A 22,042-nucleotide genomic window follows, 5' to 3' on the forward strand; every position below is an offset into this window, starting at 1 on the left:
CGGCAAATTGCGATCTCCCGAATTTTTCCGTCAGCTCAAGGCCGATTTCAGCGCCTCCATGGCCGTGATGCTGGATGTAGACGTCACCATTGATACAAGCGAAATCTCGCCGGAGGCTGCCGGCATGACGATCGAGAAGGTGGCGGGGCTGTCGCGGAGGCCGCCGCCGTGAGAGCACCCAATGCAGCGTGCGGACGGGCTCGCTACAGCGCCTAGATTAGAACGCGTATAATCTAGAAGCAGATTTAATATCAATTGTCTGTGCGGGTGCTGCCGACGGCCTTTGTGGCGCTTGCTGATGGGCGGTGGCGGCGCTATCACGGCGCATTCGGCGCCGACATCCCGGCGCTGCTGCGGCCGATATGATGACTATGGGCGAAGAGATCGATACGCGTCAGCACATGCCGTTGGGGCAGGCCCGGCGCGGCTATCGCGGCATTATTCAACACCTGGACACGGCGGGCGTCAGTTCGGCGCTCTCGGACCTTGAGCTCGAAAGCCGGTTGCTCGAACTGGGTTTCGTCGAGGGCGCCAGGGTTGAGATTTTGCACGAAGGGATCGTTGGACGCGATCCGATCGCGGTGCGTGTCGACAACGTCACGATCGCCGTGCGCCGGCGCGAAGCCATGGCCATTATCGTTTCTGATCTGACTGGACTGTGAGCCATGGAACCCCCTCAGATGCATCTTGCCCTGGTGGGCACGCCGAACAGCGGCAAGACGTCTTTGTTCAATGCGCTGACCGGCAGCCGGCAGAAGGTCGCCAATTATCCGGGCGTCACCGTCGAGCGTAAGGAAGGCTCGTTCGTCACCCCGAAGGGCCGCCAGGTTTCGCTGGTTGATCTGCCTGGCACCTATTCGCTGCGCGGCCGCAGCCCTGATGAGGAAATTACTCGCGACTTCGTGCTTGGCCGTGTCAGCGGCGAGTCCCTGCCGGACCTGGTGCTGTGCGTCGCCGATTCAACCAATCTGCGGCTGACGATCCGCCTGCTGCTGGAACTCAAGAGCGCCGGCCGGCCGTTGGCGCTGGTGTTGAACATGTTCGACATCGCGACGCGCCGGGGCGTGAGCGTGAACGTGCCGCTGCTGGCGGAGCGGCTCGGCGTGCCCGTCGTCACATCGATCGCGATCCGCAAGGGCGGCACCGCGGATCTGTTACGGTTGACCGACGATCTTTTGATCCAGGCCGCGGCGGGCCACGCAAGCTCCTGGGAACCGTTGACGGTGGCGCAATTGCGCGGGCTGCAACGCGACGCCGATCGCATCATCGCCGAGACGATCAGCCTGCCGGCGCGCCCCGACACATGGACCGCGCGGATCGATGCGGTCGTGCTGCATCCGGTCGCTGGCCTGCTGATCCTGGCCCTGATCCTCTTCGTCATGTTTCAGGCGGTGTTCGCCTGGGCGCAGCCTTTGATGCAATTGCTGTCGTCGAGCTTCGATTGGGTAGGGCAGTTCATTCACGACACATTGCCGGCCGGGTTGCTGCAGAGCTTCTTGCAGAATGGTGTGATCTCGGGCGTTGGCAGCGTCATCGTGTTTCTGCCGCAGATCATCATCATCTTCCTGTTCATCCTGCTCTTGGAAGACTTCGGCTATATGTCGCGCGCGGCCTTTCTGATGGATCGCATCATGGGCGGCGCCGGGTTGCATGGCCGCGCGTTCATTCCGCTGCTGTCGAGTTTTGCCTGCGCCATTCCCGGCATCATGGCGACGCGGGTGATCGACAATCGCCGCGATCGGCTGACCACCATTCTGATCGCGCCGCTGATGACCTGTTCAGCCCGCATTCCCGTCTACACATTGATCATCTCGGCATTCATTCCGCAGAAGATGATCGGGGGATGGGTCAATTTGCAGGGGCTGGTGATGTTTGGCCTTTATGCGGCGGGCATCGCTAGCGCGCTCTGCGTGTCGTTTCTGATCAAGTTCTTCATGCTGCGCGACTATGCGCCGGCGCCTTTCATGCTGGAACTGCCCGACTATAAGATGCCGCGCCTGCGCAGCATCTTGATCGGCGTGTATACGCGGGCGAAGGCCTTCCTGCAGCGCGCCGGTACGACGATCTTCGCCATGATGGTGCTGATCTGGTTCCTGGCCTCGTTCCCGCAGCCGCCAGTCGGCGCGACGGAACCGGCGATCGACTACAGCTTGGCGGCGATGATCGGCAAGGCGATCGAACCGCTGCTGACGCCGATTGGCTTCAACTGGCAGATCGCCGTGGCGCTGATCCCGGGCATGGCGGCGCGCGAAGTGGCGGTTGCCGCGCTCGGCACCGTTTACGCGATCGAGGGCGGCAAGGAAGCGGCGGAGCAGATCGGCCAGGTCCTGGCGACCCAGTGGAGCCTGGCGACGGCGCTGTCCTTGCTTGCCTGGTACATTTTCGCGCCGCAATGCGCCTCGACCCTGGCGGTTATTCGCCGCGAAACCGGGAGCTGGAAATGGATGGTGATCACCTTCCTTTACATGCTCGTGCTGGCTTATGCGGCGAGCTTGCTCGTCTATAATGTCGCCAAGTCCCTCGGCGCAGGCTGACTAGAGGCGTTAAAACGCCCCGCTTTTGGCATGAATTCTTACGGTTTGATAACCGTATCCGGCAGGAAACGGGCCGAATTGGGCCATTTCGGCGCCTGGAGCGGCCGCTGGCGGCTTCCCGGTCGGCCGCGCTCACGATCCCTTAAGGTTGATTGGCTCAGCTTAACGATCTACCTTTGAGACCACTGATCGTGTCTGCGTTGCGTAGGAGTTCGTCGTGGCTGCACCCGCACGTCCCTATTGGAAGGGCTATCTTCAGCTCTCGCTCGTTTCGTGCCCGATTTCGCTTTACACGGCGGCGTCCTCATCGGAGCGCGTCGGGTTCCGGCAAATCAATAAGCAGACCGGCAATCGGCTGCGCCAACAACTCATCGACGAAGTGACACAGAAGCCTGTCGGCGCCGAGGACAAGGGCCGTGGCTATGAATATGCCAAGGGCGTCTATCTCCAGGTTGAAGACGAAGAGCTTGATGCGATTGCCATCGAGAGCAGCCATATGATCGGCGTCGATCGTTTCGTGCCGCGTTCCCAGATCGACGAGCGTTACCTCGAGAGTCCTTATTACATCGTGCCCAATGACAAAGTGGGGCAGGAGGCTTTCGCAGTCATCCGCGAGGCGATGCGCGTCAAGGATATGGTGGCGCTTGGTCGCGTTGTCCTGGCCAAGCGCGAGCGGGTCATCATGCTGCAGCCGTGGGGCAAGGGCATTTTGGGCGAGACCCTGCGCTACGATTATGAGATCCGCAACGCCGACGAATATTTCGACGATATCTCCGATATCAAGATCAAGAAGGAGATGCTCGATCTGGCGCAGCACATCGTGGCGTCGAAGACAGGCGATTTCAATCCGAAGGAATTTCGCGACGAGTATGAAGAAGCCGTCGTTGAAATGCTGAAGAAGAAACAGGCCGGCGCGCCAGTGCCGAAAGATCGGCCCGCGGCGGCGCCAAGCAATGTCGTTGATCTGATGCAGGCGTTGCGGCGTAGCATCGGCCAGAGTGCCCCCGCCGCGAAGGTCGAGGCGGCGAAGCCCGCGAAGACGGAAACGAAGAAAGCCGGCAAGCGCAGCAAGGCCATTCCAGGCCAGCGCGAACTGCTGCTGCCGATCACGGGCAGCGGCAAAGGCAAGGTGGCGGCTGAAAGCGTGGCGGAGCCGAAGAAGGCTTCCGGCAAGCCAGCCGCGACGCGGCGCAAGGCGAGCTGAGCAATCACGGCCTCAAATCTCAGTGTCATCCCCGACGCCTGCGGAGCAAGCGAGCGGGATCCAGAGCGCATGGCAGGGCCATAAAAAATCCGTGATGTTCCATCAAAGAGAGACGCGGGACATAGACGCCGTTGCCCTGGATTCCGCTCACGCTTTGGGCGTGTTGGAATGACACTGAGGTGTTCTCTCTCCCTGACGGAACTCATCGCATCCCCATCGGTTTGAACAGTAAGTATCAACCGATGAGAGATGTACATGATGTTTGTGAACGGCATGCCGCCGACCGAACCAGACCACCCGCAACCGCCGATCACGGAACCCGAGCCGCCGCCGCAGGAGGTGCCGCCGATGACGCCGGTTCCAACGCCGATCGAGAAACCGTTGACGGATCCCGATCGCATTCAGCCCGGACGCCGCACGCCGGATACAGATCCGCAGCCGGTGCCTGTGGAACCGCCGCCGCCCGCTGCAACATAATCGAATAAAACAATGCGGAACCCATCTTCGCAGGTGACGTTAGCTTGATGCCGGGGCGCTCATCCGCAGATGTCATATCTGCGGCAACATGAGAGAACGATCATGAGAAACAAACACCTGATGGCAACGGCTATCGTTGCAGTGCTTGCATTTCCTGTTCTCGCTCACGCGCAAGGTGTCGTTGGCGGAGCTGAAAGTGGCGCACGTGAAGGTAATAGAGCGGCTGGCCCAGTCGGCGGTGTTGTTGGCGGCGTCGTCGGAGGCGTCACAGGTGGCGTCGCCGGATTGATCGGTGGCGATCAACGGCCGCGTTTCCACGAATATGTCGTGACGCAAAGACGACCGTCTTATGTCTATCGCGAGGAGCTTCGCGATGGTGTTGTTCTGCCGTCCGAAGGCCTCCAATATTACGACGTACCGCCCGAATATGGTCCGAGCACTTATCGCTATACGGTGGTGAACAATCATATCGTTCTGGTTGATCCTGCGACACGCCGGATCGTCCAGATCATCGACTAATCAGCGATAGGTTTGACGTGAGGGTGGACAGGGTGACCTGTCCACCACGAGAAAATTGCGTGTCGGCAGAAAACGTAATTTCGTCGCGGACTTTTGTTTTAATGCGTCTTTGTGGCGTTTACTGCAAACGCTCTAGCTCCGTAGAAAATCGACGATCTGCGATAAAGTTGCGTCTCGCCCCCGTTCCGGGCGATCGAGCAACACGTAGTGTGTCGCATTCTTTGGCTCCCATCGGCGCACCTGCTCTGCGTTGACGAGATCACGTTGCAGTTCGTCGACATCTTCGACGCGGGAAAAATAGTCCAGCTCCCCTCGGACGATGAGGACCTTGCAGGACACTTGGTTGGCATGGACGAGTTTCTCGCCGATGCCAATATAGAAACTGTCTTCGAGCATGCCATTTGGGCTGCGGAAGGTCGGGGGATCGCGGCTCAAGGTGGTTGGATCACCATCGCTGAGAGCTTGGACGAAAGCCTTGGCGACAGCAGGATCGCGCCATTCATCCTTGTTGGCGAGAGGGATCGACGTGTCCCATTTCTCAAGCAGATGATCGAGCGTGTTGAAATTATAGCCGCCGAACTTCTCGACATTGAAGCGCAGAGGGTTGTTGGGATCGGCCAGTTGCGCGCCGCGATAACGCGCATGTTCGGAAGCGCCGCCATAGAGCGGGTTATAGAGAACGAGATGGCTGACCTTCTCCGGCCAAAGCGCCGCGTACATAAGGATGAGCGTCGCGCCGACACCCCAGCCCAGCAAAGCGACTTTGTCGACCCCGCAGGTTTCGCGCATCGCGTCCACTGTAGCGTCAACGTCGCGGGTGATTTCAAGGCAGCGTGCCAGTGGCCGTGAAGCGCCTGGCGGCTGTGACATGGCGGCGGGGCGATCGGAACGGCCAAAGCCGCGCGCATCGGGAATGAAGCTGTCGTGCCCTGAAAGCGCCAGGGTCTCGGCCACCGAGCCATTTTCGACCGGAAGGTCGAACTCGCTGATCCCGGGCACACGCGTGCCATGCATCAGAAGGATCGGCGTGCCCTGGGTCGAGGTTTCGTCACCACGGACTTCGCGAACCGCGATCGTGACCTGGTCGATTGTCTTTACCGTGATGTCCCGACGAACGATACGCGTCACTTTATTCCCTCGTTTGGAGATCAGTTGAAGAAGAGTTTGAGGGCGGTCAGGTCCATCGCCCGTCGCACCGCTTCATCGGGAAAATTGGCCGCATAGCGTTCGAGGGTTTGGGCATAGGTCACCTTGTCCTCGAAGGCGGCGAAGGGCCAATCGCTGCCCCAGAGCAGGCGCTCGGGCCCGACGTGTTTCAACAAGGTGGCGGCGAACACGGGGCAATCCTCCGATGGTTCGATCCGGAATGCGGCGGAAGCTTTGACCCAGGTGTTGCCGTTGTCGAGGGCGCGTAGGACAGCCTGGAAGCCTGCCGAATTGACGCCCTGACCGCGCGTCGGCCGGCCGAAATGATCGATGACAAGTTTGGCGCCGGACGCTGTAATCTTGGCGATGTGATCGGGCAGGCGCACGCCTTCGTCGTGCAGCTGAACGTGCCAGTCGAGATCGGCGATGCGGCGCATCAGCCGACGGTATTCATAGCTCGTCAGGTCGGGCGGCGTTTCGACGTTGCGGAACTGGAAGCGGACGCCGACGACGCCATCCTCCTTCATCCGCCGCATGGCGTAGAGATCGATGTCGGGCGAAACGATTACCGTGGTGCGCAGGCGCTTGTAGCGGCGGACAGCCTCAAGCTGATAATCGTTGTAATCGCCATAAATGCTCGCGGCGGCAAGCACGGCGAAATGCACGCCGTGGCGATCAAGCGTCGCGATATAATCATCGATCGGCGCATCGGCTGGTGGAATATGCCAGGCGGTGGCGCTTGTCGGCATCGATCTGGTGTAGACGTGCGCGTGGCAATCGATGAAGGGCTGTGCAGCCGGCATGGCGGATTTCATTATGGATCGGCCAGTTCTTTGCTGATGAGCCATTTCGAGATCTTGTCGGCAATCTCGCGATTGTTCTTATCCATCATCATCATGTGGGAATTGCCCTTGATGCCGATTTGGGGGAGATCGATAATATCGACGCTGCCGCCGGCGGCCTTGACCGCATCGAAATAGGCGAAGTCGCTTTTGCGATAGGCGACCCAGCGCGAATCCTGCTCGATATAGTCACCGAAGACACCGAGGATCGGGATTGATTTCAGGAGTGGTGCCTTGTCGAGATTGCCGGCGCTCGCCGCCTCGACGGAGACGATCCCCTTGATCTTGTCGGGACGGGCTTCCGCCGCCTTAAAGCCGAACACGCCGCCCTGGCTGTGGGTCAGGAGAACGCAGGGGCAGACTTTGTCGATGAGCGCGATATAGGCGGTCAAAACCGCATCGTCGGTCGACAGCCAGCGCGGCACGATCTGTTTGGTGAAAGCGTCGAAGGCTTCGATCGGGAACTGATTGCCGGGCAGGAGTTTGCGCTTGGCCGGATCGGCATCGAAGGAGCCGGCGCCGGGGCCGATGCGGAAGCGCTCCCACGGATCGGTCTGGGTTAGGAAGAGGGGCTGGGACTTCCAGATGTCGGGGGAGGCGAAGCTGGAGCGGCCGCGTTCCATGGCATCGCTGACATAGACGTCCCATCCCTTGCGGATGAACATGTCGCGCCAGCCCTCGCGGCCATCGGGCGTTGTCTCATAGGTCACACCGGTCAGGCCGCCGCCATGCCACATCAGCAGCGGCCATTTGCCTTTGCGGTTCTGCACCAGGAAATATTGCACATACATCTGCTCGACCTGATAACGGCCGTTGGGATCGAGCTTGGAGGTCGGGCCGCCGGGAACGCGCACGATGTCCTGTACGGGGAGGCCGGACAGTTCGGCGATGCGGCCGCCGACATGGAAGGAGCCCATGTCGCGTAAAGCGATCGGATCGGCGGCGTAGGAAGCTGTTCCTGTCAGACACAGGAGCGTAGCCAAGAATGCGTTGCGGAGTTTCATGTTAGGGCTCCCTCTCAGTCTGACGGATAGGCTATTGGCCGAAGGCGCTGCCCAGGGCTTTCAAGACTTCGGGCGGCGCGGCATAGAGGCGCTGGACATAAGCGCGCATGTCCATTCCCGACAGGCCGGAAACATCAATCCGCATCTTGTCGGCGTCGGCTTTCAACTCGCTGCTGGCGAGTGCATCGAGGAAAGCCTTCTGCAGAATCTCCAGCCGGTCGGCGGGAACTTCAGGCGGCGCAACATAGGGACGGCTGAGATCGTTCTGCGCGTAGAGAATGGTGAGAACCTGGCGTTGGATGTCGGTCTTGGCGAGGGCGGGCATCAGGGGCACGCCGGCGGCATTCAGTTCAGGATCGCCCTTCATGTCTTCCTGCACGAAGATGCGGGCAAAGCTGTTGCCGGTGAGGAGGTCGGGGTATTGCACCTTGAGCGTCGACCAGCCGATGCCGCAGATGCCCTGGACCTCATTCTTTTCGATGGCGCCGCCGACTTCGCGCGTGCCTTGATAGCCGGGAATGAGCTTGAATTTCACGCCGAGCAGATTGCGCTCGACGGTGGGAAAATCCACGACCTGACTGCCGCGCGTCGTTCCGCCGATGGTGATGTCCTGGGTCAGCAGATCTTCAATCTTCTTCACGCTGGCATCATTGCGCAGCATGCAGACCGAGGCTTCCACCTTGGCGTTACCGATGAAGCTGAACTTGCTGGCGTCCAAAGCATTGGCGCCAGGCGCCAGCAGGGCATCGATGAGAACGCTGGGAAAGAAGGTGCCGATCGTGGTGCCGTCTTTGGGCGCGCGGAACATCAGATGCCTGGCCACGATCTGGCCGCCGGCTCCGGGCATGTTCGAGACGACGACGTTCGAAGCGCCAGGGATACGCGAGGTGAGATGGCGCGCCAGGAGACGCGCATAGGTGTCGAGCCCACCGCCGGCTGCTGCGCCCACGGCGATGGTGATCGTTTTGCCTTGAAAGAACTGGCTTGCCGGCTGGGCGAAGGCAGGCGCGGCCGCGAGCGCCGAGACCAAGCCATAGCCGAGTGCGGTTCGGATTGTACCGACGAGCAGCCCCATTGCGATCTCCCTAGCGCCTATCGGCCTATAATTTTGGCTATTGATATTCGACCGTAGGAAGCAAGAGTGCGCCAATATTCGTTGCAACGCTTATCAAAACCAATACTTTCGATATAAAAAATACGCCATAAATTTTGTAGCGAGCCATCACGTGGAGCGAATTCCTGATCTTCGGCGTTTGCGCGCTCTTCATGAAGTGGCCCTATCGGGATCGCTCGTCATGGCGGCTGAGGCTCTGCGCATCAGCCAGCCGGCGATGACCTATCTGATCAATCAGCTCGAAGCCGATCTCGGGATCCGATTGGTGGTTCGTGGGACGACGGGAACAGCGCTGACCACGATCGGGGACCTTTTCGCCAAGCGTACCGAACGCTGTCTGCAGAAGATCGCGGAGGCCGTTGAAAACCTGTTGGGGGAAGGGATCTCTCTGCGGCGTAGACAGGCCGTCGTGTCGCGGATTGGTGGCACGCAGTACAACGCCATCCTGGCGCTCTGGCATGAAGGCGACGGCGCCTCGGCGAGCCGATCGCTTGGCGTATCGCAGCAATCCCTGCTGCGGCCCATTCGGGAGTTGGAGAAACTCCTGTCCATCAAGCTCGTCCGTTCGCTGGGTGGTCGGGTTCTCTTCACGGATGCTGGGCGCGAGTTGGCGCGGCACCTGGTGTTGGCGGGACAGGAGATTGGATCGGCGCTGGAGGAGATCGGTCGCGGGCCAACAGGGGCGCGGAACCTGCGCATCGGTGCGCTGGTGTTGTCGCCACGGCTCATCTTGACTGAGGCGCTCGACGAAGCGCTTCGCTCTACACCTCGGCAAACGGTGGAGATCGTCGAAGGGGCCTATGAGGATTTGGTGCTGCGGCTTCGCGACGGGTCCATCGATGTCATTTTCGGCGCCTTGCGGGCACCACCGCCGTTCTCCGACCTTGTCGAGGCGCCGTTGCAAAAGGATCCCTATATCGTCGTCTGTCGGCGCGGCCATCCCCTTGCTCGCTTGAAGCGGATCAAAGCGAAAGATCTAGAAAAATTTGACTTCATATTCCCGACGGAAGGGTTGCGTCGCGAGGTGCTGGACGCGCTTGTGCAACGCTGGAAGCTTTCGCCGCTCTCCCAAGTCTATAGCAATTGGCTGCCAACGGTTGTCGCCATGGTGCGCTCAAGCGATCGTCTGGCGGTGCTGTCGCGCTGGCATATCGAATCCGATGAGTCCGCCGATCTTCAGGCGCTCGACACTTTGCCGGTGCCGCACGCGCCGCGTTATGTCGGCCTGACAAGCCGGGCGTCGTGGTTGCCGACGCCATTCCAGCAGCATTTCATGGACGTGTTGACGAAGGTTGTGCGCGCGCGGGCTTCTTAGGAGCCCCGAGCTAGGTCGCCAGAATGCTGGCGCGGCCGAAGCCGTATTGATCGAGCGGCACGACGCGGCAGGGATCGCCCTTCTGCGCTTTGGGCGCGTGCGGCTGGCGCACGATCAGGCCCTGCGCTTCGGCGAGGATGCCGAGCATGGAGGAGTCCTGGCGCTTGAACGCCGTGGCGACAGGCAGGCCGTCGCTGTCGTGCTGCAGGCGCGCGCGCAGATAGTCCTGGCGCACATCATTGGCCGGCACATCCTCGCCGAGCACGGCGGCGATGGTGGGATCGCGGCCGGCGGCGCTGTCGCCGCACAGCGCGCGGATCATCGGCAGCACGAACAACACGCAGCAGACAATGGCCGACACCGGATTGCCGGGCAGGCCGGCGATCAGCATGTCGTCGATGCGGCCGTGCATGAACGGCTTGCCGGGGCGCATGGCGATGCGCCAGAAGCCGAGTTCCATGCCTTCGCGCTTCAGCGCCGATTGCACCAGGTCATGGTCGCCAACCGAGGCGCCGCCCAGCGTGACGAGGACATCGGCCTTGGCATCGCGGGCGCGGCGGATCGCGGTTTCCAGCGCTGCGAAATTGTCGCCGGCGATGCCGAGATCGAGCACTTCGGCGCCGGCCTGGCGCAGATAGGCGCCGACAGCGAAATTGTTGGAGGCGATGATCTCGTCGGGGCCGGGTGAGCTGCCCGGCGGCAGCAGTTCATCGCCGGTGGCGAGAATGGCGACGAGCGGCTTGCGCACCACATCGACCGTGGCATGGTTCATCGCCGCCGCCAGCGCCAGTTCGGCGGGGCCCATCAGCCGGCCGGCTTCGAGCAGCACATCGCCTTCTTTAAAGTCGAGACCGGCGCCGCGCACATGGCGGCCGAGCGGTTCGCTGAATTTCGCGGTGATGATGTCGCCATCGACCTCAGCGTCTTCCTGGATGAGGATTGTGTCGGCGCCTTGCGGCACGCGCGCGCCGGTGAAAATGCGCACGGTCTCGCCGGGGCTGATGGCGCCGTTGAAGCCGTGGCCGGCGGCGCTGGTGCCGATCAGTTTCAGCTTTGCGGGAAGGGTGGCGATATCGGCGGCGCGCACCGCATAGCCATCCATGGCGGACAGATTGGCGGGCGGCTGGGTGCGGCGGGCGGCGAGGGGATGGGCGAGCCTGCGGCCATGGGCCTGCGCCAGGGCAACCGTGTCGCTGAGGCGCGGCCGTTCAGCACTTGCCAACAAGCGCTTCAGAGCCTCGTCGACCGACAGCATCGGTTCTTTCGCCACTTTACGCCTCGTGTTTCCAATCGCCGGATTTGCCGCCGGATTTCTCGACCATGCCGATGCCTTCGATGCGCATGAAGCGATCGACCGCTTTCACCATATCATAGACGGTGAGGCAGGCGACGCTGACGGCGGTCAGCGCCTCCATCTCGACGCCGGTCTGGCCGCTGACTTTGGCGGTGGCGCGCACGCGCACGCCAGGCAGGCTTTCGTCGGCCGTCAGATCGACTTTGATGCTCGAGAGATTCAACGGATGGCAGAGCGGGATCAGCTCGTGGGTACGCTTGGCCGCCATGATGCCGGCGATCCGCGCCGTGCCCAGCACATCGCCTTTCTTGGCATCGCCGGCGATCACCAGCGCCAGGGTTTCCGGCTTCATCACGACGCGGCCTTCGGCGATCGCGATGCGATCCGTCGACGCCTTGGCCGATACATCGACCATATGCGCCTCGCCGGAGGCCGCGATATGCGTGAGCTTGCTCATGCCTTGGTTCGCACGGTCTCGCCATGCAGCAGGGTGTGGGTGGCCTTGCTCACATCGGTGTGGCGCATCAGGCTTTCGCCGACCAGGAAGGCGTCGATGCCGGCGAGGCTCAGGCGCTTGCAATCCTCATGCGAGCCGATGCCGCTCTCGCCGACGATGATGCGGTCCTTCGGCACGAGCGGCGCCAGCTTTTCGCTGATCTCGAGCGTGGTCTTGAAGCTGTGCAAGTCGCGATTGTTGATGCCGATGAGGCGCGTCTCCAGCGGCAGGGCGCGGGCCAGCTCCTCTTCATTGTGGATCTCGACCAACACGTCGAGATGCAGATCATGGGCGGCCTTGTTGAGCGCAAGGGCGGTCTCGTCGTCGACGCTGGCCATGATGATGAGAATGCAATCGGCGCCCCAGGCGCGGGCCTCATAGACTTGATAGACGTCGTAGAGAAAATCCTTGCGCAAGGCCGGCAGCAGAGTGGCGTCGCGCGCGCTGGTCAGGAATTCGGGCTTGCCCTGGAAGGAGGGCTCGTCGGTCAACACCGACAGACAGGCGGCGCCGCCGTGCTCATAGGCCTGGGCGAGCTTGGGCGGATCGAAATCGGGACGGATGAGGCCCTTCGACGGGCTTGCCTTTTTGACTTCGGCGATCAGGCCAAAACCGCCGGCATTGATCTTCGTCTCGAGCGCATGGACGAAGCCGCGCGTCGGCGAGCGCTGGCCGATGATCCGCTCCAGCGCGGGCAGGGGCATGCGCACCTTCGCTTCGGCGATTTCGCGGCGCTTATAGGCTTCGATCTTACGCAGAATATCTGACATTTCGGATCGCTTTCTGCTCCGCACCAGCGTCTTGCAGTTTGACAAAGCCGTCAAACGCCAAAAAGACGCGTCAAAACAAAGATCCCCGCAAATCGTGTTTAGATGAAACGCGATTTACGAGGGACGATTGGTTACTTCCGCCAGTTTGGCAAGCGTGGCCTTCGCCCTGCCATCGGCGATGACCTTGGCGGCGATGGCAACGCCTTCCTTCAGTTCCTTCGCCTTGCCGGCGACGATCAGGGCCGCGGCTGCGTTCATCAGCGCGATATCGCGATAGGCGGAGGCCTTGCCGTCGAGCACGTCGCGCAGTGCGCGGGCATTGTGCTCCGGGTCGCCGCCCTTGAGATCGGCGCTCGTCGCACGCGCAAGGCCAGCGTCCTCGGGGGTGACCTCGAAGCTTTCGATCTTGCCATTGGCGAGCGCCACGACGCGCGTCGGGCCGGTGGTGGTGATCTCGTCGAGCCCATCCGAGCCATGCACGAACCAGGCGTTGTCGGAGCCGAGATTGCGCAGCACTTCGGCCATCGGTTTCAAAAGATCGACCGAGAAGGCGCCGACGAGCTGGCGCTTGACGGCGGCGGGATTGCACAGCGGTCCAAGAATATTGAAGATCGTGCGGGTGCCGAGTTCGATGCGCACGGGCGCTACATGGCGCCAGGCGGCATGGTGGGTCGGCGCCATCATGAAGCCGAGACCAACTTCCCGCAGCGATGTTTCGATCTGCGCCGGTTTCAGGCCGATGCCGATGCCGAGCGCGCCCAGCACATCGCTGGCGCCGGAGCGCGACGACAAAGCACGGTTGCCATGCTTGGCGACCGGCACGCCGCAGGAGGCGACGATGATGGAGGCGAGCGTCGAGACATTGTAGGAGCCCGAGCCATCGCCGCCTGTGCCGACGATGTCTATGGCGCCCTCGGGTGCGGTCACCCCCAGCATCTTGCCGCGCATCGCGGCTGTCGCACCGGTGAATTCATCGACGGTCTCGCCGCGCACGCGCAAAGCCATCAGGAACGCGCCCATCTGCGCCGGCGTGACTTCACCCGACAGCAGATTATCGAAGGCGGCCTCGGCTTCCGGCCGGGTCAGGCTGGCGCCCGCGGCCACTTTGGCGAGGATCGGCTTGAAGGACTCCATTCATGCAGCTCCGCTTGCAGTTCTACGCGCTTGGCTCGGTACGGTTTGGGTAGGCACGGCTTGGTGCGCCGCGCGGCCGCGTGCATTCCAATCGCCAGCCATGTCGAGAAAGTTTTTCAAAATGAGATGACCATGTTCGGAGAGGATACTCTCCGGATGGAATTGCACGCCATGGATGGGCAGGCTGCGGTGTTGCAGCGCCATGATCAGGTTGTCGGTCCAGGCGGTGGCTTCGAGCACGGACGGCAATGTGTCGGCGCGGACCACCAGGGAATGGTAGCGCGTTGCCTGGAAGGGTCCGTTGATGCCCCGGAAGAGGCCGGCGCCGCTATGGGTGATTTCCGACAGTTTGCCGTGGATCGGGGTCGGGGCGCGCACGACCTCGCCGCCAAACGCCTCGCCGATGGTCTGATGGCCGAGGCAGACGCCGAGCAGGGGCACGGTTTCGCCCGCAGCCGCCACCAGATCGAGGCAGATCCCCGCCTCGCGGGGCGTGCAAGGCCCCGGCGACAGGACAATGGCGTCGGGCGCGGCCGCCATGACGGCGGCGACGGAGATCTGATCGTTGCGGTGAACGGTCACGGACGCACCTAGAGAGCCCAGGTAATGCACCAGGTTCCAGGTGAAACTGTCGTAATTGTCGATCAATGTGACGGAAGGCATGCAGGCCCCTGTTTCCGGCGTCCTTTTCGACTTTGGCAGGGGCAAGGTCAAGCCGGCTGTTTGGACGGCAATCCGGCGCCGTTTGGGAGGCCGGTTCCGCCTTATTCTTCCGTGATCTAGCTTCTGTGATCTTGCTGTTACCGGCCTGTCAATCGCCTGTCAGGGAATCGGCGCATGCCGAGGTCATGTTCGACCGGACCAGACCTCTGTTGGCGACACGGCGCGACCTCCTCCTTTCAAGCGCGGCCCTGGCCAGTTTCTCGGCCTTATCGGGCCTGGCCCGCGCCTCGGAGCCCGTCCAGGCGGGCGTTTTGGTGGGCGTATGGGCCAGCGGGCGGGTCCTGGACGTTGATCGCGATGTGGGCCTTCCCGGCGTTTTGGTGTCGAACGGCCTCGACATCGTGGCGAGCGACAATGACGGGCGCTATGTCCTGCCGGAAGCCGACGACGGTACGCTCTTCGTCATCAAGCCGGCGCATTATCACGTGGCGGTCGATCCGCTGACCGGCCTGCCGCAGCACTATCGCCCCTATGGCGCAAGCGCCGGTCCGTCTGATTTCAGATTGCGGGCCGGCGATGAGCCCGCGCGGTTCGACGTGGCGCTGTTTGCCGATCCGCAGCCGGAAACCCATCGCCATATCGATTATATCCGCGACGGCGCGGTGCGCGACGTCGCCAAGGCTTTACAGCTGCCGGCCTTCGGCCTGACGCTTGGCGATATCTGCGGCGACAATCTGGCTTTGCTTGACCGCCTAAATCTGACGATCGGGCAGGCGGGCGTGCCCTGGTGGAATGCCGGCGGCAATCACGATCTCGATTACGGCGCGACGACGAAGGTTGGCGCGCGTCGCACGTTTCGGCAGAAATATGGGCCGAGCCACTATGCCTTCCATTATGGGCCGGCATTGTTCGTCGTCCTCGATAATGTCGATTACGAAGGCGCCCGCGCCGATGGGTCGGCTGGGCGCTATCGCGGCGCGCTTGGCGCCCGGCAACTGACGTTCGTGCGCAATCTCCTGAAACACTGGCCGCGCGACCGGCTGGTGGTGTTTGCCATGCATATTCCGCTGACCACGGCGTGGAACCCGCGCAGCACCAGCGACAATACCGCCGATGCGGAGGCATTTCTGCGTGTTATCGATGGCTATCGCGCCGTCAGTTTTTCCGGCCATATGCACACGACGGAACATGGCTATCTGCCGCAGCTGTCCGGCGTGCCGCATCATCACCACGTGCTGGCGGCGGTGTCGGGTTCGTGGTGGAGCGGGCCGAACGATTATAGGGGCACGCCGCTTGCCATGGGCTGCGATGGCTGTCCGGCGGGTTATCATCGGCTTTCGGTCAGTGATGCCGATTACACGACGACCTTCCGCGCGCCGGCTGTGAGCGAGCGGCTGCGCCTTCATTGCACCGTTGGCGACGATACGGTTGATGTCATCGTCAACCTGTTCGATGGCGGCCCGCGTTCGACGCTGTTTGCGGCAACGGGTTCAACGCGCGTCGAGATGACGAAGGTGCGCCGCGCCGATCCTTTCGTCGAGAGCTTGTTCGCCGATCCCAGTGTGGACCGGCCCTCCTGGGTGAAGGCGGAGCCGAGCGAACATCTGTGGCATGCGCGGCTGCCGCTGGGTTCGGCGCTCGCGCCACAGCGCATCGCCGTTGAGGCCTATGATGAGTATGGCCAGCATGTCGATGACATGGTTTTTGTCGAGCGCGCGGTGCAAGAAATGGCTGTCTCGCACGGGTAAGTCTATCATTCCTGGTCAGCCGCTACGCGGCTGTCGGGAATGACAGAGGGGTCGCCTTACTGCCCCCGCCTGGCGCTGGTGGCGAAGCGCACCGCTTCTTCCGCCGCGCGGAACAGCGCCTGCGCCTTGTTGATGCATTCGCGGTGTTCGCTGGTCGGTACGGAGTCGTAGACGATGCCAGCGCCCGCTTGCGCATGCATCTGGCCGTCCTTGATGATGGCCGTGCGCAGCACGATGCAGGTGTCCATTTCGCCCGAAGCGCCGAAATAGCCGATGCAGCCGGCATAGATGCCGCGCTTGTCGACTTCCAACTCGTCGATGATCTCCATGGCGCGCACTTTCGGCGCGCCCGACACCGTGCCGGCGGGAAAGCCGGCGGACAGCGCGGTGATGTTGTCGTGCTGGGGATCGAGCTTGCCCTCGACATTCGACACGATGTGCATGACGTGGCTGTAGCGTTCGACGAAGAAACGGTCGGTCACTTCCACGGTGCCGATCTGCGCCACGCGGCCGACATCGTTGCGGCCGAGATCGAGCAGCATCAGATGTTCGGCGCGTTCCTTTGGATCGGCTAATAGTTCCTGCGCCAGAGCCTCGTCCTCGGCCGGCGTCTTGCCGCGCCAGCGGGTGCCGGCGATCGGGCGGATCGTGACCTTGCCGTCGCGTACGCGCACCAGAATTTCCGGGCTCGAACAGACGATCTGGAAACCGCCGAAATCGAGATAGCAGAGGAACGGCGCCGGATTGACGCGCCGCAGCGCGCGATAGAGCGAGAAGGCCGGCAGTTCGAACGGGCCAGTGAAGCGCTGCGACAGCACCACCTGAAAGATGTCGCCGGCGCGGATATATTCTTTGGCGCGGTCGACCATCTCAAGGTAGCGCGCCTCCGACGTGTTGGAGGTGGCGGGCAGGGCCAGCATATGCGGGTCGGCCGCCGGCGGCGCATGGGCGAGCGGCGCTTCCAACAACGTGACGATGCGATCGAGGCGCGCCTGCGCGCTTTCCCAGGCGGAGCGGGCATTGACGCTTGGCTGCGGACGCACCGGCGTGACGATGGAGATTTCGTCGCGGACCGTATCGAACACCACCATCAGGGTGGGGCGGATCATCACCGCGTCGGGCACGCCGATCGGATCGGGCTTGGCCGGCGCCAGATGTTCCATCTGTCGCACCATGTCATAGCCGAGATAGCCGAAGACGCCGGCCGCCATCGGCGGCAGGTCGCCGGGCAGGTCGATCTGCGATTCCGCGATCAGCGCGCGCAGGCCATCGAGCGGCTTCTGCGGCATCGGCGCGAAGTCATCGCGATCGGTGAGGGCGCGTCGATTGATCTCGCAGGTATCGCCCTGGGCTCGCCAGATGATGTCGGGATCGAGACCGATCATCGAATAGCGGCCGCGCGAGGCGCCGCCTTCGACGGATTCGAGCAGGAAGACATTGCCGTCGCGACCGGTCGTCAATTTCAGAAACGCCGAGACCGGCGTTTCCAGATCGGCGATCAAAGTGGTCGCGACTAGAACGCTTTTTCCGGCGCCGAACGCCTGCGCGAAATCCTCATAGGTCATCGCCGACATTGCGTGCGCCGTTTCAGTTGATGTTGTCGCCACCGCCAACCGCCATGCGAACGGCTGCGTCGTTGATGGTGACGCCGAGGTCGTTCTGCAGCCGCGTCACATATTGCGCCAGGATGTCTTCGGACAGCGCCGGCTTCAGCCTGTCTTCGACAGCCTTGAGGCCTTCGTCGTCGGCATCGAGCGGTGGCGTCACCGAATCCACGACCTTGAAGATAACGCGGTCGAGACCATCGGCGACCGAGGCGATGGCGCCATTGGCGACGGAGAAGACGCGCGCGACCACCGCCGGCGACAATTTCTCCGAGCCGGTGCGCTTCACGTCATTGGCGAGTTCCACCGTGGCGCCCAGTTCCTTCGCCGCGTCCTCGAAGCTGACGCCGCCCTGCAAGCGCTTGACGATCTCGCCGGCCTTTTCCTGCAGGGTGCGGACGACTTCGTCGTCGCGCCAGTTCTTGGTGACCTGGTCGCGCACTTCGGCGAGCGTGCGCTCGCGCGCCGGATCGATCGCTCTCACCTCGTACCAGATGTAACCGTTATCCTTGGTGGTGATCACGTCATTGTCCATGCCGATGTCGGAGGCGAAGACAGCGCGCAGCAACTGTTCACGTTCGGGAATATCGGCGACCTGCTGGCCGTCGTGGCTACGGCCGCTGGCATCGACGCTGTCGAAGGTGAGCGCCTTCAGCTTCAGCGCCTGGGCGGCGTCGGTGATCGACTTGCCGGCGGTGCGCTCGTCTTCGATCTTGTCGCGCAGGCTCAGCACTTCGTCGCGGGCGCGGGTGATGGCGAGCTGGTTCCTCACCTCGTCGGCGACCTCGGCGAAGGGCTTGACCGCCTGCGGGTTGATCTTGACGACACGCACCAGCACGGCGCCGAAGTCGCCCTTGACCGGCGCACTCACGGCGCCTTCGCTCAGGGCATAGGCGGCCTTGCCAACGGCGGCGTCGACGAAATCGCGCTGCGTCAGGGTGCCAAGCGCGATGTCCTTGTCCGACAGCTTGCGCTCCTGGGCGATGGCATCGAAGGTCGTCCCGGCCTTGATCTTGTCGCTGGCTTCCTGGGCCGCCTTTTCGTCGGGGAAGACGATCTGCTGCACTTCCCGTGTCTCGGCGCTCGTGTAGCGCTCGGCCTTGATCTTGTCGTAGTAGGCCACCGCGTCGGCGTCGGAGATTTTCGCCGTGTCGGCGACGGTGGCCGGCGTGATCGCCAGGGCGGTGAAGCTGCGATATTCCGGCGCGCGGAAGGCCAGCTTGCGCGCCTCATAGAAGCTCTGCAACTGCTCGTCGGTCGGCGCCTTGATTTCGCCGGCGGCCTTTTCGGGCAGGCGGAAATATTCGACGCTGCGCGTTTCGGAGCGATAGCGATGGATCGCCTCGCGCATCGCCTGCGGCAGCTTCAGATTGGCGGTGAGGGAATCGGCGATCTGCTGGCGCAGATAGACGCGCGCCTGCTCCTGAATGAAGCGCTGTTCATTCGCGAAGCCGGCTTCGCGCAGGGCGTCGTTAAAGCGGGCGCGGTCGAACTTGCCGGTCGGACCCAGGAAGGTCGGATCGCTGACGACCGAGGCGGCGATGTCGCTGTCGGCGAGGGCGAGGCCCATGGCCTTGGCCTTCTGGTCGAGCGCCGCTTCGCCGATCAGCCGTTGCAGCACGAGGCGGTCGAGGCCGGCGGCCCGGGCCTGGTCGCTGGTGATCGACTGGCGTGTCTGGCGCTGCAAATTGGTGAGCTGCGTCTGATAGGCGGCGCGATAGGTTTCGAGGTTGATTTCCTGACTGCCGACATAAGCGATACGGCTCTGGCCGAATCCCTTGAAAATGTCGGCGATGCCCCAAACAGCGAAGCTGGCGATTAGAACGCCGAACAGCAACGTCATAATGGTTTTGCCGACCCAATTCTGGGTCATCCGCCGCATACCTTCGAGCATTGTCACCCTTCCAGACCAGTAAGCGCCGCAGTCTCCTGTCGCGTACGCCATCGCGTTTTGCAGTTTGACGGAATCGTTAAACGTTACAAAGACGCGTCAAAATACAAATCCTTGGCAAAATCACGTTTCTATCGAAACGCGATTTGCTCTAGGGAAGCGGTTCACATACCTGCCCCAGCGCGCTTTGCATAGCTTGGCGGCTCTGCTAACCCCGGCCATAGAAGGGGAATAATGTCCTTGGGAGTATCAATGAGCCGCAGCCGCCGTCCGCTCGTCGCCGGAAACTGGAAAATGAACGGTCTGAGGGCGTCTCTGGCCGAAATTGCGGCTATTGCAGCGGGTTCCGGGCCGGCTCAGGCGGCAGGCCTCGAACTTCTGATCTGTCCGCCGGCGACCCTGGTGGCGGCCGCCGCCGCCCAAATCACCGATTTGGAGGGAGCCGGTGTGAGAATCGGTGGCCAGGATTGTCATCCGGCGGCCTGTGGCGCCCACACCGGGGATATTTCCGCCGACATGCTCCGGGATGCCGGCGCCAGCCATGTAATCGTCGGCCATTCCGAACGCCGCGCCGACCATGGTGAGACCGACGCCATGGTGAAGGCCAAGGCTGAAGCGGCGCAGCGCGCCGGCCTGGTCGCCATCGTCTGCATCGGCGAGACCCAGGCCGAGCGTGAGGCAGGTAAGACGCTGGACGTGGTCGGCGCCCAGCTCGCCGGCTCTTTGCCCGATGGCGCCAGCGCCGCCAACCTCGTGATCGCCTATGAGCCCGTCTGGGCCATCGGCAGCGGCCTGACGCCGACGCTTGAGGATGTGACCGAGGTACACGGCTTCATCCGCGAGCGGCTGGTGAAGGCGCTGCCCGGAACAGGGACGAACGGAGGCGATGCTGTGCGCATTCTCTACGGCGGCTCGGTGAAGCCCTCGAACGCTGCCGAGCTGATGGCCGTGACGAATGTCGACGGTGCGCTTGTGGGTGGTGCGAGTTTGCTGGCGAAGGATTTTCTGGCGATCGCGTCGGTGTATCGCTGAGGCGCTGTGTGACGCGTTAGCAAACAACCGCAGGCTAGATACGTCGCGATCAGACTAAGAACCTCGGGGGCGTAGACATACGTGCTTCGGCCTGACGGGCACGACATCTTTGATGCGGCTCCTGTTTATGGCGTGCGGATGTGGCTTGTTCGGCCGTTCGCTTCTGATACCAGCAGAGCTGCGACGCCTCTCAAAAAGATGTGTCGTTTCTCGAACTATGGGTCGGAAAACTATGATCGTGCGTACCGCTCTTCTGTCTGGCTTCGTCGCGGGCCTTCTCCTTGCTTCACTTCCGGCGGCCGTTGCGGCCGACCGCAACGTGGACATCGTCAACAACACAAAGAAAACGCTGAAGGAGTTCTACGCGTCGCGCACGAACAAGAACGCCTGGGAAGAAAACATCATTGGCGATGATCCGGTGAAGCCCGGCGAAACGCAGCCCGTCGACATCGATGATGGCTCTGGCGGCTGCCGATTTGACTTCAAGGCCATCTTCTCCGACGGCGATGAAGTCATCAACAAGAACGTCGACGTCTGCGCCGTCAGCACGATGACCTACAAGTAATTTGCCTTGATCGTTCGAGATGCGCGGCGCTGAAGCGCCGCGCATTGGCAGCTATCGATGCCTGCGTCCGTTGTAGTAAAGCGACCTGCCAAGCTGCCTTCACGGTCGTCTAAAGAAAAATTGAATTGCATACCTCCGGACACTGAGTGTTTTGGCAATCTCCAGTCAGGATAGGAGGTTGCTCATGACAGTGCCGTTCAGGATCGCGCTTGCAATAGCCGTTTTCTCGACACTCGGTGGTGTTGCATTTGCGCAGTCGACGCAGCGAAACTTCGCGTCCGAGGAAACCAATCGAAAATTGGTCGTCGAATTTTACGACCGCTTCTTCAATAAGCACGAGACGGCCGAGGCGGCACAGGTCGTGGCCGACGATTATAAACAGCACAATCCCAATGTTCCCGATGGGAAACAGGTCTTCGTTTCGTTCTTTACCAAGATGTTCAAGGACAATCCGGAACGCCGGTCCAGAATCGTGCGCAGCGCCACGGATGGCGATCTTGTCTATCTGCATGTCCACTCGCAATTGAATGCCAACGACCTCGGATCGGCCATCGTCGATATCTTTCGCGTCAAAGACGGCAAGATCGTCGAGCATTGGGACGTCGTCCAAAAAGTTCCGGAAAAGGCAGCCAACCAGAATACGATGTTCTAAGAAGGGACTTTGTTGGCTGCCATACCGGCGGCTCGAAT

Annotated in this window: 22 protein-coding genes; 11 read left to right on the forward strand and 11 right to left on the reverse strand. The window is 62.1% G+C overall.

Annotation, left to right across the window (positions count from 1 at the left end):
• The first annotated feature begins 7 nt into the window (after window positions 1-7).
• The 6 genes from BLW50_RS30610 to BLW50_RS05305 all read left to right on the forward strand — a co-directional run bounded on the left by BLW50_RS30610 (window position 8) and on the right by BLW50_RS05305 (window position 4,734).
• Window positions 8-172 carry a hypothetical protein gene (locus BLW50_RS30610; RefSeq protein WP_170849998.1) on the forward strand — a complete coding sequence of 55 codons (165 nt, stop codon included), beginning with the start codon at window positions 8-10 and terminating at the stop codon, window positions 170-172.
• Window positions 173-371: 199 nt separating this feature from the next.
• Complete coding sequence (locus BLW50_RS05285; protein WP_090708734.1) at window positions 372-662, forward strand: FeoA family protein; 291 nt, start codon at window positions 372-374, stop codon at window positions 660-662.
• A 3-nt stretch (window positions 663-665) separates the two neighbouring features.
• Window positions 666-2,534, forward strand: coding sequence for a ferrous iron transporter B (locus BLW50_RS05290; RefSeq protein WP_090698499.1), 1,869 nt, complete (start codon window positions 666-668; stop codon window positions 2,532-2,534).
• Window positions 2,535-2,751: 217 nt separating this feature from the next.
• On the forward strand, window positions 2,752-3,738 hold the full coding sequence (locus tag BLW50_RS05295) for a non-homologous end joining protein Ku (RefSeq protein ID WP_090698503.1): 987 nt from the start codon (window positions 2,752-2,754) through the stop codon (window positions 3,736-3,738).
• Window positions 3,739-3,993: 255 nt separating this feature from the next.
• Window positions 3,994-4,215, forward strand: coding sequence for a hypothetical protein (locus tag BLW50_RS05300; protein ID WP_139267477.1), 222 nt, complete (start codon window positions 3,994-3,996; stop codon window positions 4,213-4,215).
• A 102-nt stretch (window positions 4,216-4,317) separates the two neighbouring features.
• A complete protein-coding gene (locus tag BLW50_RS05305; RefSeq protein ID WP_090708737.1) occupies window positions 4,318-4,734 on the forward strand; it encodes a DUF1236 domain-containing protein in 417 nt (138 codons plus the stop codon).
• Window positions 4,735-4,866: 132 nt separating this feature from the next.
• On the opposite strand, the gene BLW50_RS05310 is transcribed toward BLW50_RS05305, so the two are convergent.
• Genes BLW50_RS05310 through BLW50_RS05325 form a run of 4 tightly spaced genes read right to left on the reverse strand, consistent with a single transcriptional unit; the run spans window position 4,867 to window position 8,801 of the window.
• Window positions 4,867-5,862, reverse strand: a complete 996-nt coding sequence (locus BLW50_RS05310; RefSeq protein ID WP_090698509.1) for an alpha/beta fold hydrolase — start codon at window positions 5,860-5,862, stop codon at window positions 4,867-4,869.
• Between the two features lie 20 nt (window positions 5,863-5,882).
• Entirely contained in the window at window positions 5,883-6,683 is an 801-nt protein-coding gene (locus tag BLW50_RS05315; RefSeq protein WP_090708740.1) for an amidohydrolase family protein, read from the reverse strand.
• An 11-nt stretch (window positions 6,684-6,694) separates the two neighbouring features.
• The gene (locus BLW50_RS05320) at window positions 6,695-7,726 is read right to left on the reverse strand and encodes an alpha/beta hydrolase (protein ID WP_090698514.1); all 1,032 of its coding nucleotides are present in this window, start codon (window positions 7,724-7,726) and stop codon (window positions 6,695-6,697) included.
• Between the two features lie 31 nt (window positions 7,727-7,757).
• Window positions 7,758-8,801 carry a type 2 periplasmic-binding domain-containing protein gene (locus BLW50_RS05325; RefSeq protein ID WP_090698518.1) on the reverse strand — a complete coding sequence of 348 codons (1,044 nt, stop codon included), beginning with the start codon at window positions 8,799-8,801 and terminating at the stop codon, window positions 7,758-7,760.
• 151 nt (window positions 8,802-8,952) lie between these two features.
• On the opposite strand from BLW50_RS05325, the gene BLW50_RS05330 reads away from it, so the two are divergent.
• The gene (locus tag BLW50_RS05330) at window positions 8,953-10,155 is read left to right on the forward strand and encodes a LysR family transcriptional regulator (RefSeq protein WP_280141451.1); all 1,203 of its coding nucleotides are present in this window, start codon (window positions 8,953-8,955) and stop codon (window positions 10,153-10,155) included.
• 10 nt (window positions 10,156-10,165) lie between these two features.
• Here the strand turns inward: BLW50_RS05330 and glp are convergent, their stop codons facing one another.
• From glp to BLW50_RS05355, 5 genes are all read right to left on the reverse strand, one after another.
• Window positions 10,166-11,410: a molybdopterin molybdotransferase MoeA gene (gene glp / locus BLW50_RS05335; protein WP_090708742.1), complete on the reverse strand. Its 1,245-nt coding sequence runs from the start codon at window positions 11,408-11,410 to the stop codon at window positions 10,166-10,168.
• A 16-nt stretch (window positions 11,411-11,426) separates the two neighbouring features.
• Entirely contained in the window at window positions 11,427-11,906 is a 480-nt protein-coding gene (gene moaC / locus BLW50_RS05340) for a cyclic pyranopterin monophosphate synthase MoaC (RefSeq protein WP_090698526.1), read from the reverse strand.
• Entirely contained in the window at window positions 11,903-12,715 is an 813-nt protein-coding gene (trpC, locus tag BLW50_RS05345; protein WP_090698530.1) for an indole-3-glycerol phosphate synthase TrpC, read from the reverse strand. The genes moaC and trpC overlap by 4 nt, the downstream gene beginning before the upstream one ends.
• 114 nt (window positions 12,716-12,829) lie before the next feature.
• Window positions 12,830-13,849, reverse strand: a complete 1,020-nt coding sequence (trpD, locus tag BLW50_RS05350) for an anthranilate phosphoribosyltransferase (RefSeq protein ID WP_090698532.1) — start codon at window positions 13,847-13,849, stop codon at window positions 12,830-12,832.
• Window positions 13,850-14,512 carry an anthranilate synthase component II gene (locus BLW50_RS05355; protein ID WP_090708744.1) on the reverse strand — a complete coding sequence of 221 codons (663 nt, stop codon included), beginning with the start codon at window positions 14,510-14,512 and terminating at the stop codon, window positions 13,850-13,852. It lies immediately after the preceding gene.
• Between the two features lie 185 nt (window positions 14,513-14,697).
• On the opposite strand from BLW50_RS05355, the gene BLW50_RS05360 reads away from it, so the two are divergent.
• Window positions 14,698-16,260 (forward strand): calcineurin-like phosphoesterase C-terminal domain-containing protein, encoded by a 1,563-nt coding sequence (locus tag BLW50_RS05360; protein WP_090698535.1) that lies wholly within the window; start codon window positions 14,698-14,700, stop codon window positions 16,258-16,260.
• 56 nt (window positions 16,261-16,316) lie between these two features.
• Here BLW50_RS05360 and trpE read toward each other — a convergent pair whose 3' ends face one another.
• Window positions 16,317-17,834: an anthranilate synthase component I gene (gene trpE, locus BLW50_RS05365; RefSeq protein WP_090698537.1), complete on the reverse strand. Its 1,518-nt coding sequence runs from the start codon at window positions 17,832-17,834 to the stop codon at window positions 16,317-16,319.
• Window positions 17,835-17,847: 13 nt separating this feature from the next.
• The gene (locus BLW50_RS05370; RefSeq protein ID WP_170850000.1) at window positions 17,848-19,758 is read right to left on the reverse strand and encodes a SurA N-terminal domain-containing protein; all 1,911 of its coding nucleotides are present in this window, start codon (window positions 19,756-19,758) and stop codon (window positions 17,848-17,850) included.
• A 249-nt stretch (window positions 19,759-20,007) separates the two neighbouring features.
• Here BLW50_RS05370 and tpiA point away from each other — a divergent pair, with 249 nt between their 5' ends.
• From tpiA to BLW50_RS05385, 3 genes are all read left to right on the forward strand, one after another.
• Entirely contained in the window at window positions 20,008-20,787 is a 780-nt protein-coding gene (gene tpiA, locus BLW50_RS05375; RefSeq protein ID WP_090698543.1) for a triose-phosphate isomerase, read from the forward strand.
• A gap of 238 nt (window positions 20,788-21,025) precedes the next feature.
• Window positions 21,026-21,352, forward strand: a complete 327-nt coding sequence (locus BLW50_RS05380; RefSeq protein ID WP_244544141.1) for a hypothetical protein — start codon at window positions 21,026-21,028, stop codon at window positions 21,350-21,352.
• Window positions 21,353-21,536: 184 nt separating this feature from the next.
• A complete protein-coding gene (locus tag BLW50_RS05385) occupies window positions 21,537-22,004 on the forward strand; it encodes a nuclear transport factor 2 family protein (RefSeq protein ID WP_090698545.1) in 468 nt (155 codons plus the stop codon).
• The last annotated feature ends 38 nt before the right edge of the window (window positions 22,005-22,042 follow it).

It is taken from the genome of Beijerinckia sp. 28-YEA-48, from assembly GCF_900104955.1.
Taxonomy (GTDB): domain Bacteria; phylum Pseudomonadota; class Alphaproteobacteria; order Rhizobiales; family Beijerinckiaceae; genus Terripilifer.

Excerpts from the sequence above, each read along its gene's own strand:
- BLW50_RS05285 (WP_090708734.1), top strand. The coding sequence starts at position 372 with ATGGGCGAAGAGATCGATACGCGTCAGCACATGCCGTTGGGGCAGGCC.
- BLW50_RS05290 (WP_090698499.1), top strand. The coding sequence starts at position 666 with ATGGAACCCCCTCAGATGCATCTTGCCCTGGTGGGCACGCCGAACAGC.
- BLW50_RS05300 (WP_139267477.1), top strand. The coding sequence starts at position 3,994 with ATGATGTTTGTGAACGGCATGCCGCCGACCGAACCAGACCACCCGCAA.
- BLW50_RS05305 (WP_090708737.1), top strand. The coding sequence starts at position 4,318 with ATGAGAAACAAACACCTGATGGCAACGGCTATCGTTGCAGTGCTTGCA.
- BLW50_RS05315 (WP_090708740.1), bottom strand. The coding sequence starts at position 6,683 with ATGCCGGCTGCACAGCCCTTCATCGATTGCCACGCGCACGTCTACACC.
- BLW50_RS05320 (WP_090698514.1), bottom strand. The coding sequence starts at position 7,726 with ATGAAACTCCGCAACGCATTCTTGGCTACGCTCCTGTGTCTGACAGGA.
- BLW50_RS05325 (WP_090698518.1), bottom strand. The coding sequence starts at position 8,801 with ATGGGGCTGCTCGTCGGTACAATCCGAACCGCACTCGGCTATGGCTTG.
- glp (WP_090708742.1), bottom strand. The coding sequence starts at position 11,410 with ATGCTGTCGGTCGACGAGGCTCTGAAGCGCTTGTTGGCAAGTGCTGAA.
- moaC (WP_090698526.1), bottom strand. The coding sequence starts at position 11,906 with ATGAGCAAGCTCACGCATATCGCGGCCTCCGGCGAGGCGCATATGGTC.
- trpC (WP_090698530.1), bottom strand. The coding sequence starts at position 12,715 with ATGTCAGATATTCTGCGTAAGATCGAAGCCTATAAGCGCCGCGAAATC.
- trpD (WP_090698532.1), bottom strand. The coding sequence starts at position 13,849 with ATGGAGTCCTTCAAGCCGATCCTCGCCAAAGTGGCCGCGGGCGCCAGC.
- BLW50_RS05355 (WP_090708744.1), bottom strand. The coding sequence starts at position 14,512 with ATGCCTTCCGTCACATTGATCGACAATTACGACAGTTTCACCTGGAAC.
- BLW50_RS05360 (WP_090698535.1), top strand. The coding sequence starts at position 14,698 with ATGTTCGACCGGACCAGACCTCTGTTGGCGACACGGCGCGACCTCCTC.
- trpE (WP_090698537.1), bottom strand. The coding sequence starts at position 17,834 with ATGTCGGCGATGACCTATGAGGATTTCGCGCAGGCGTTCGGCGCCGGA.
- BLW50_RS05370 (WP_170850000.1), bottom strand. The coding sequence starts at position 19,758 with ATGCTCGAAGGTATGCGGCGGATGACCCAGAATTGGGTCGGCAAAACC.
- tpiA (WP_090698543.1), top strand. The coding sequence starts at position 20,008 with ATGAGCCGCAGCCGCCGTCCGCTCGTCGCCGGAAACTGGAAAATGAAC.
- BLW50_RS05385 (WP_090698545.1), top strand. The coding sequence starts at position 21,537 with ATGACAGTGCCGTTCAGGATCGCGCTTGCAATAGCCGTTTTCTCGACA.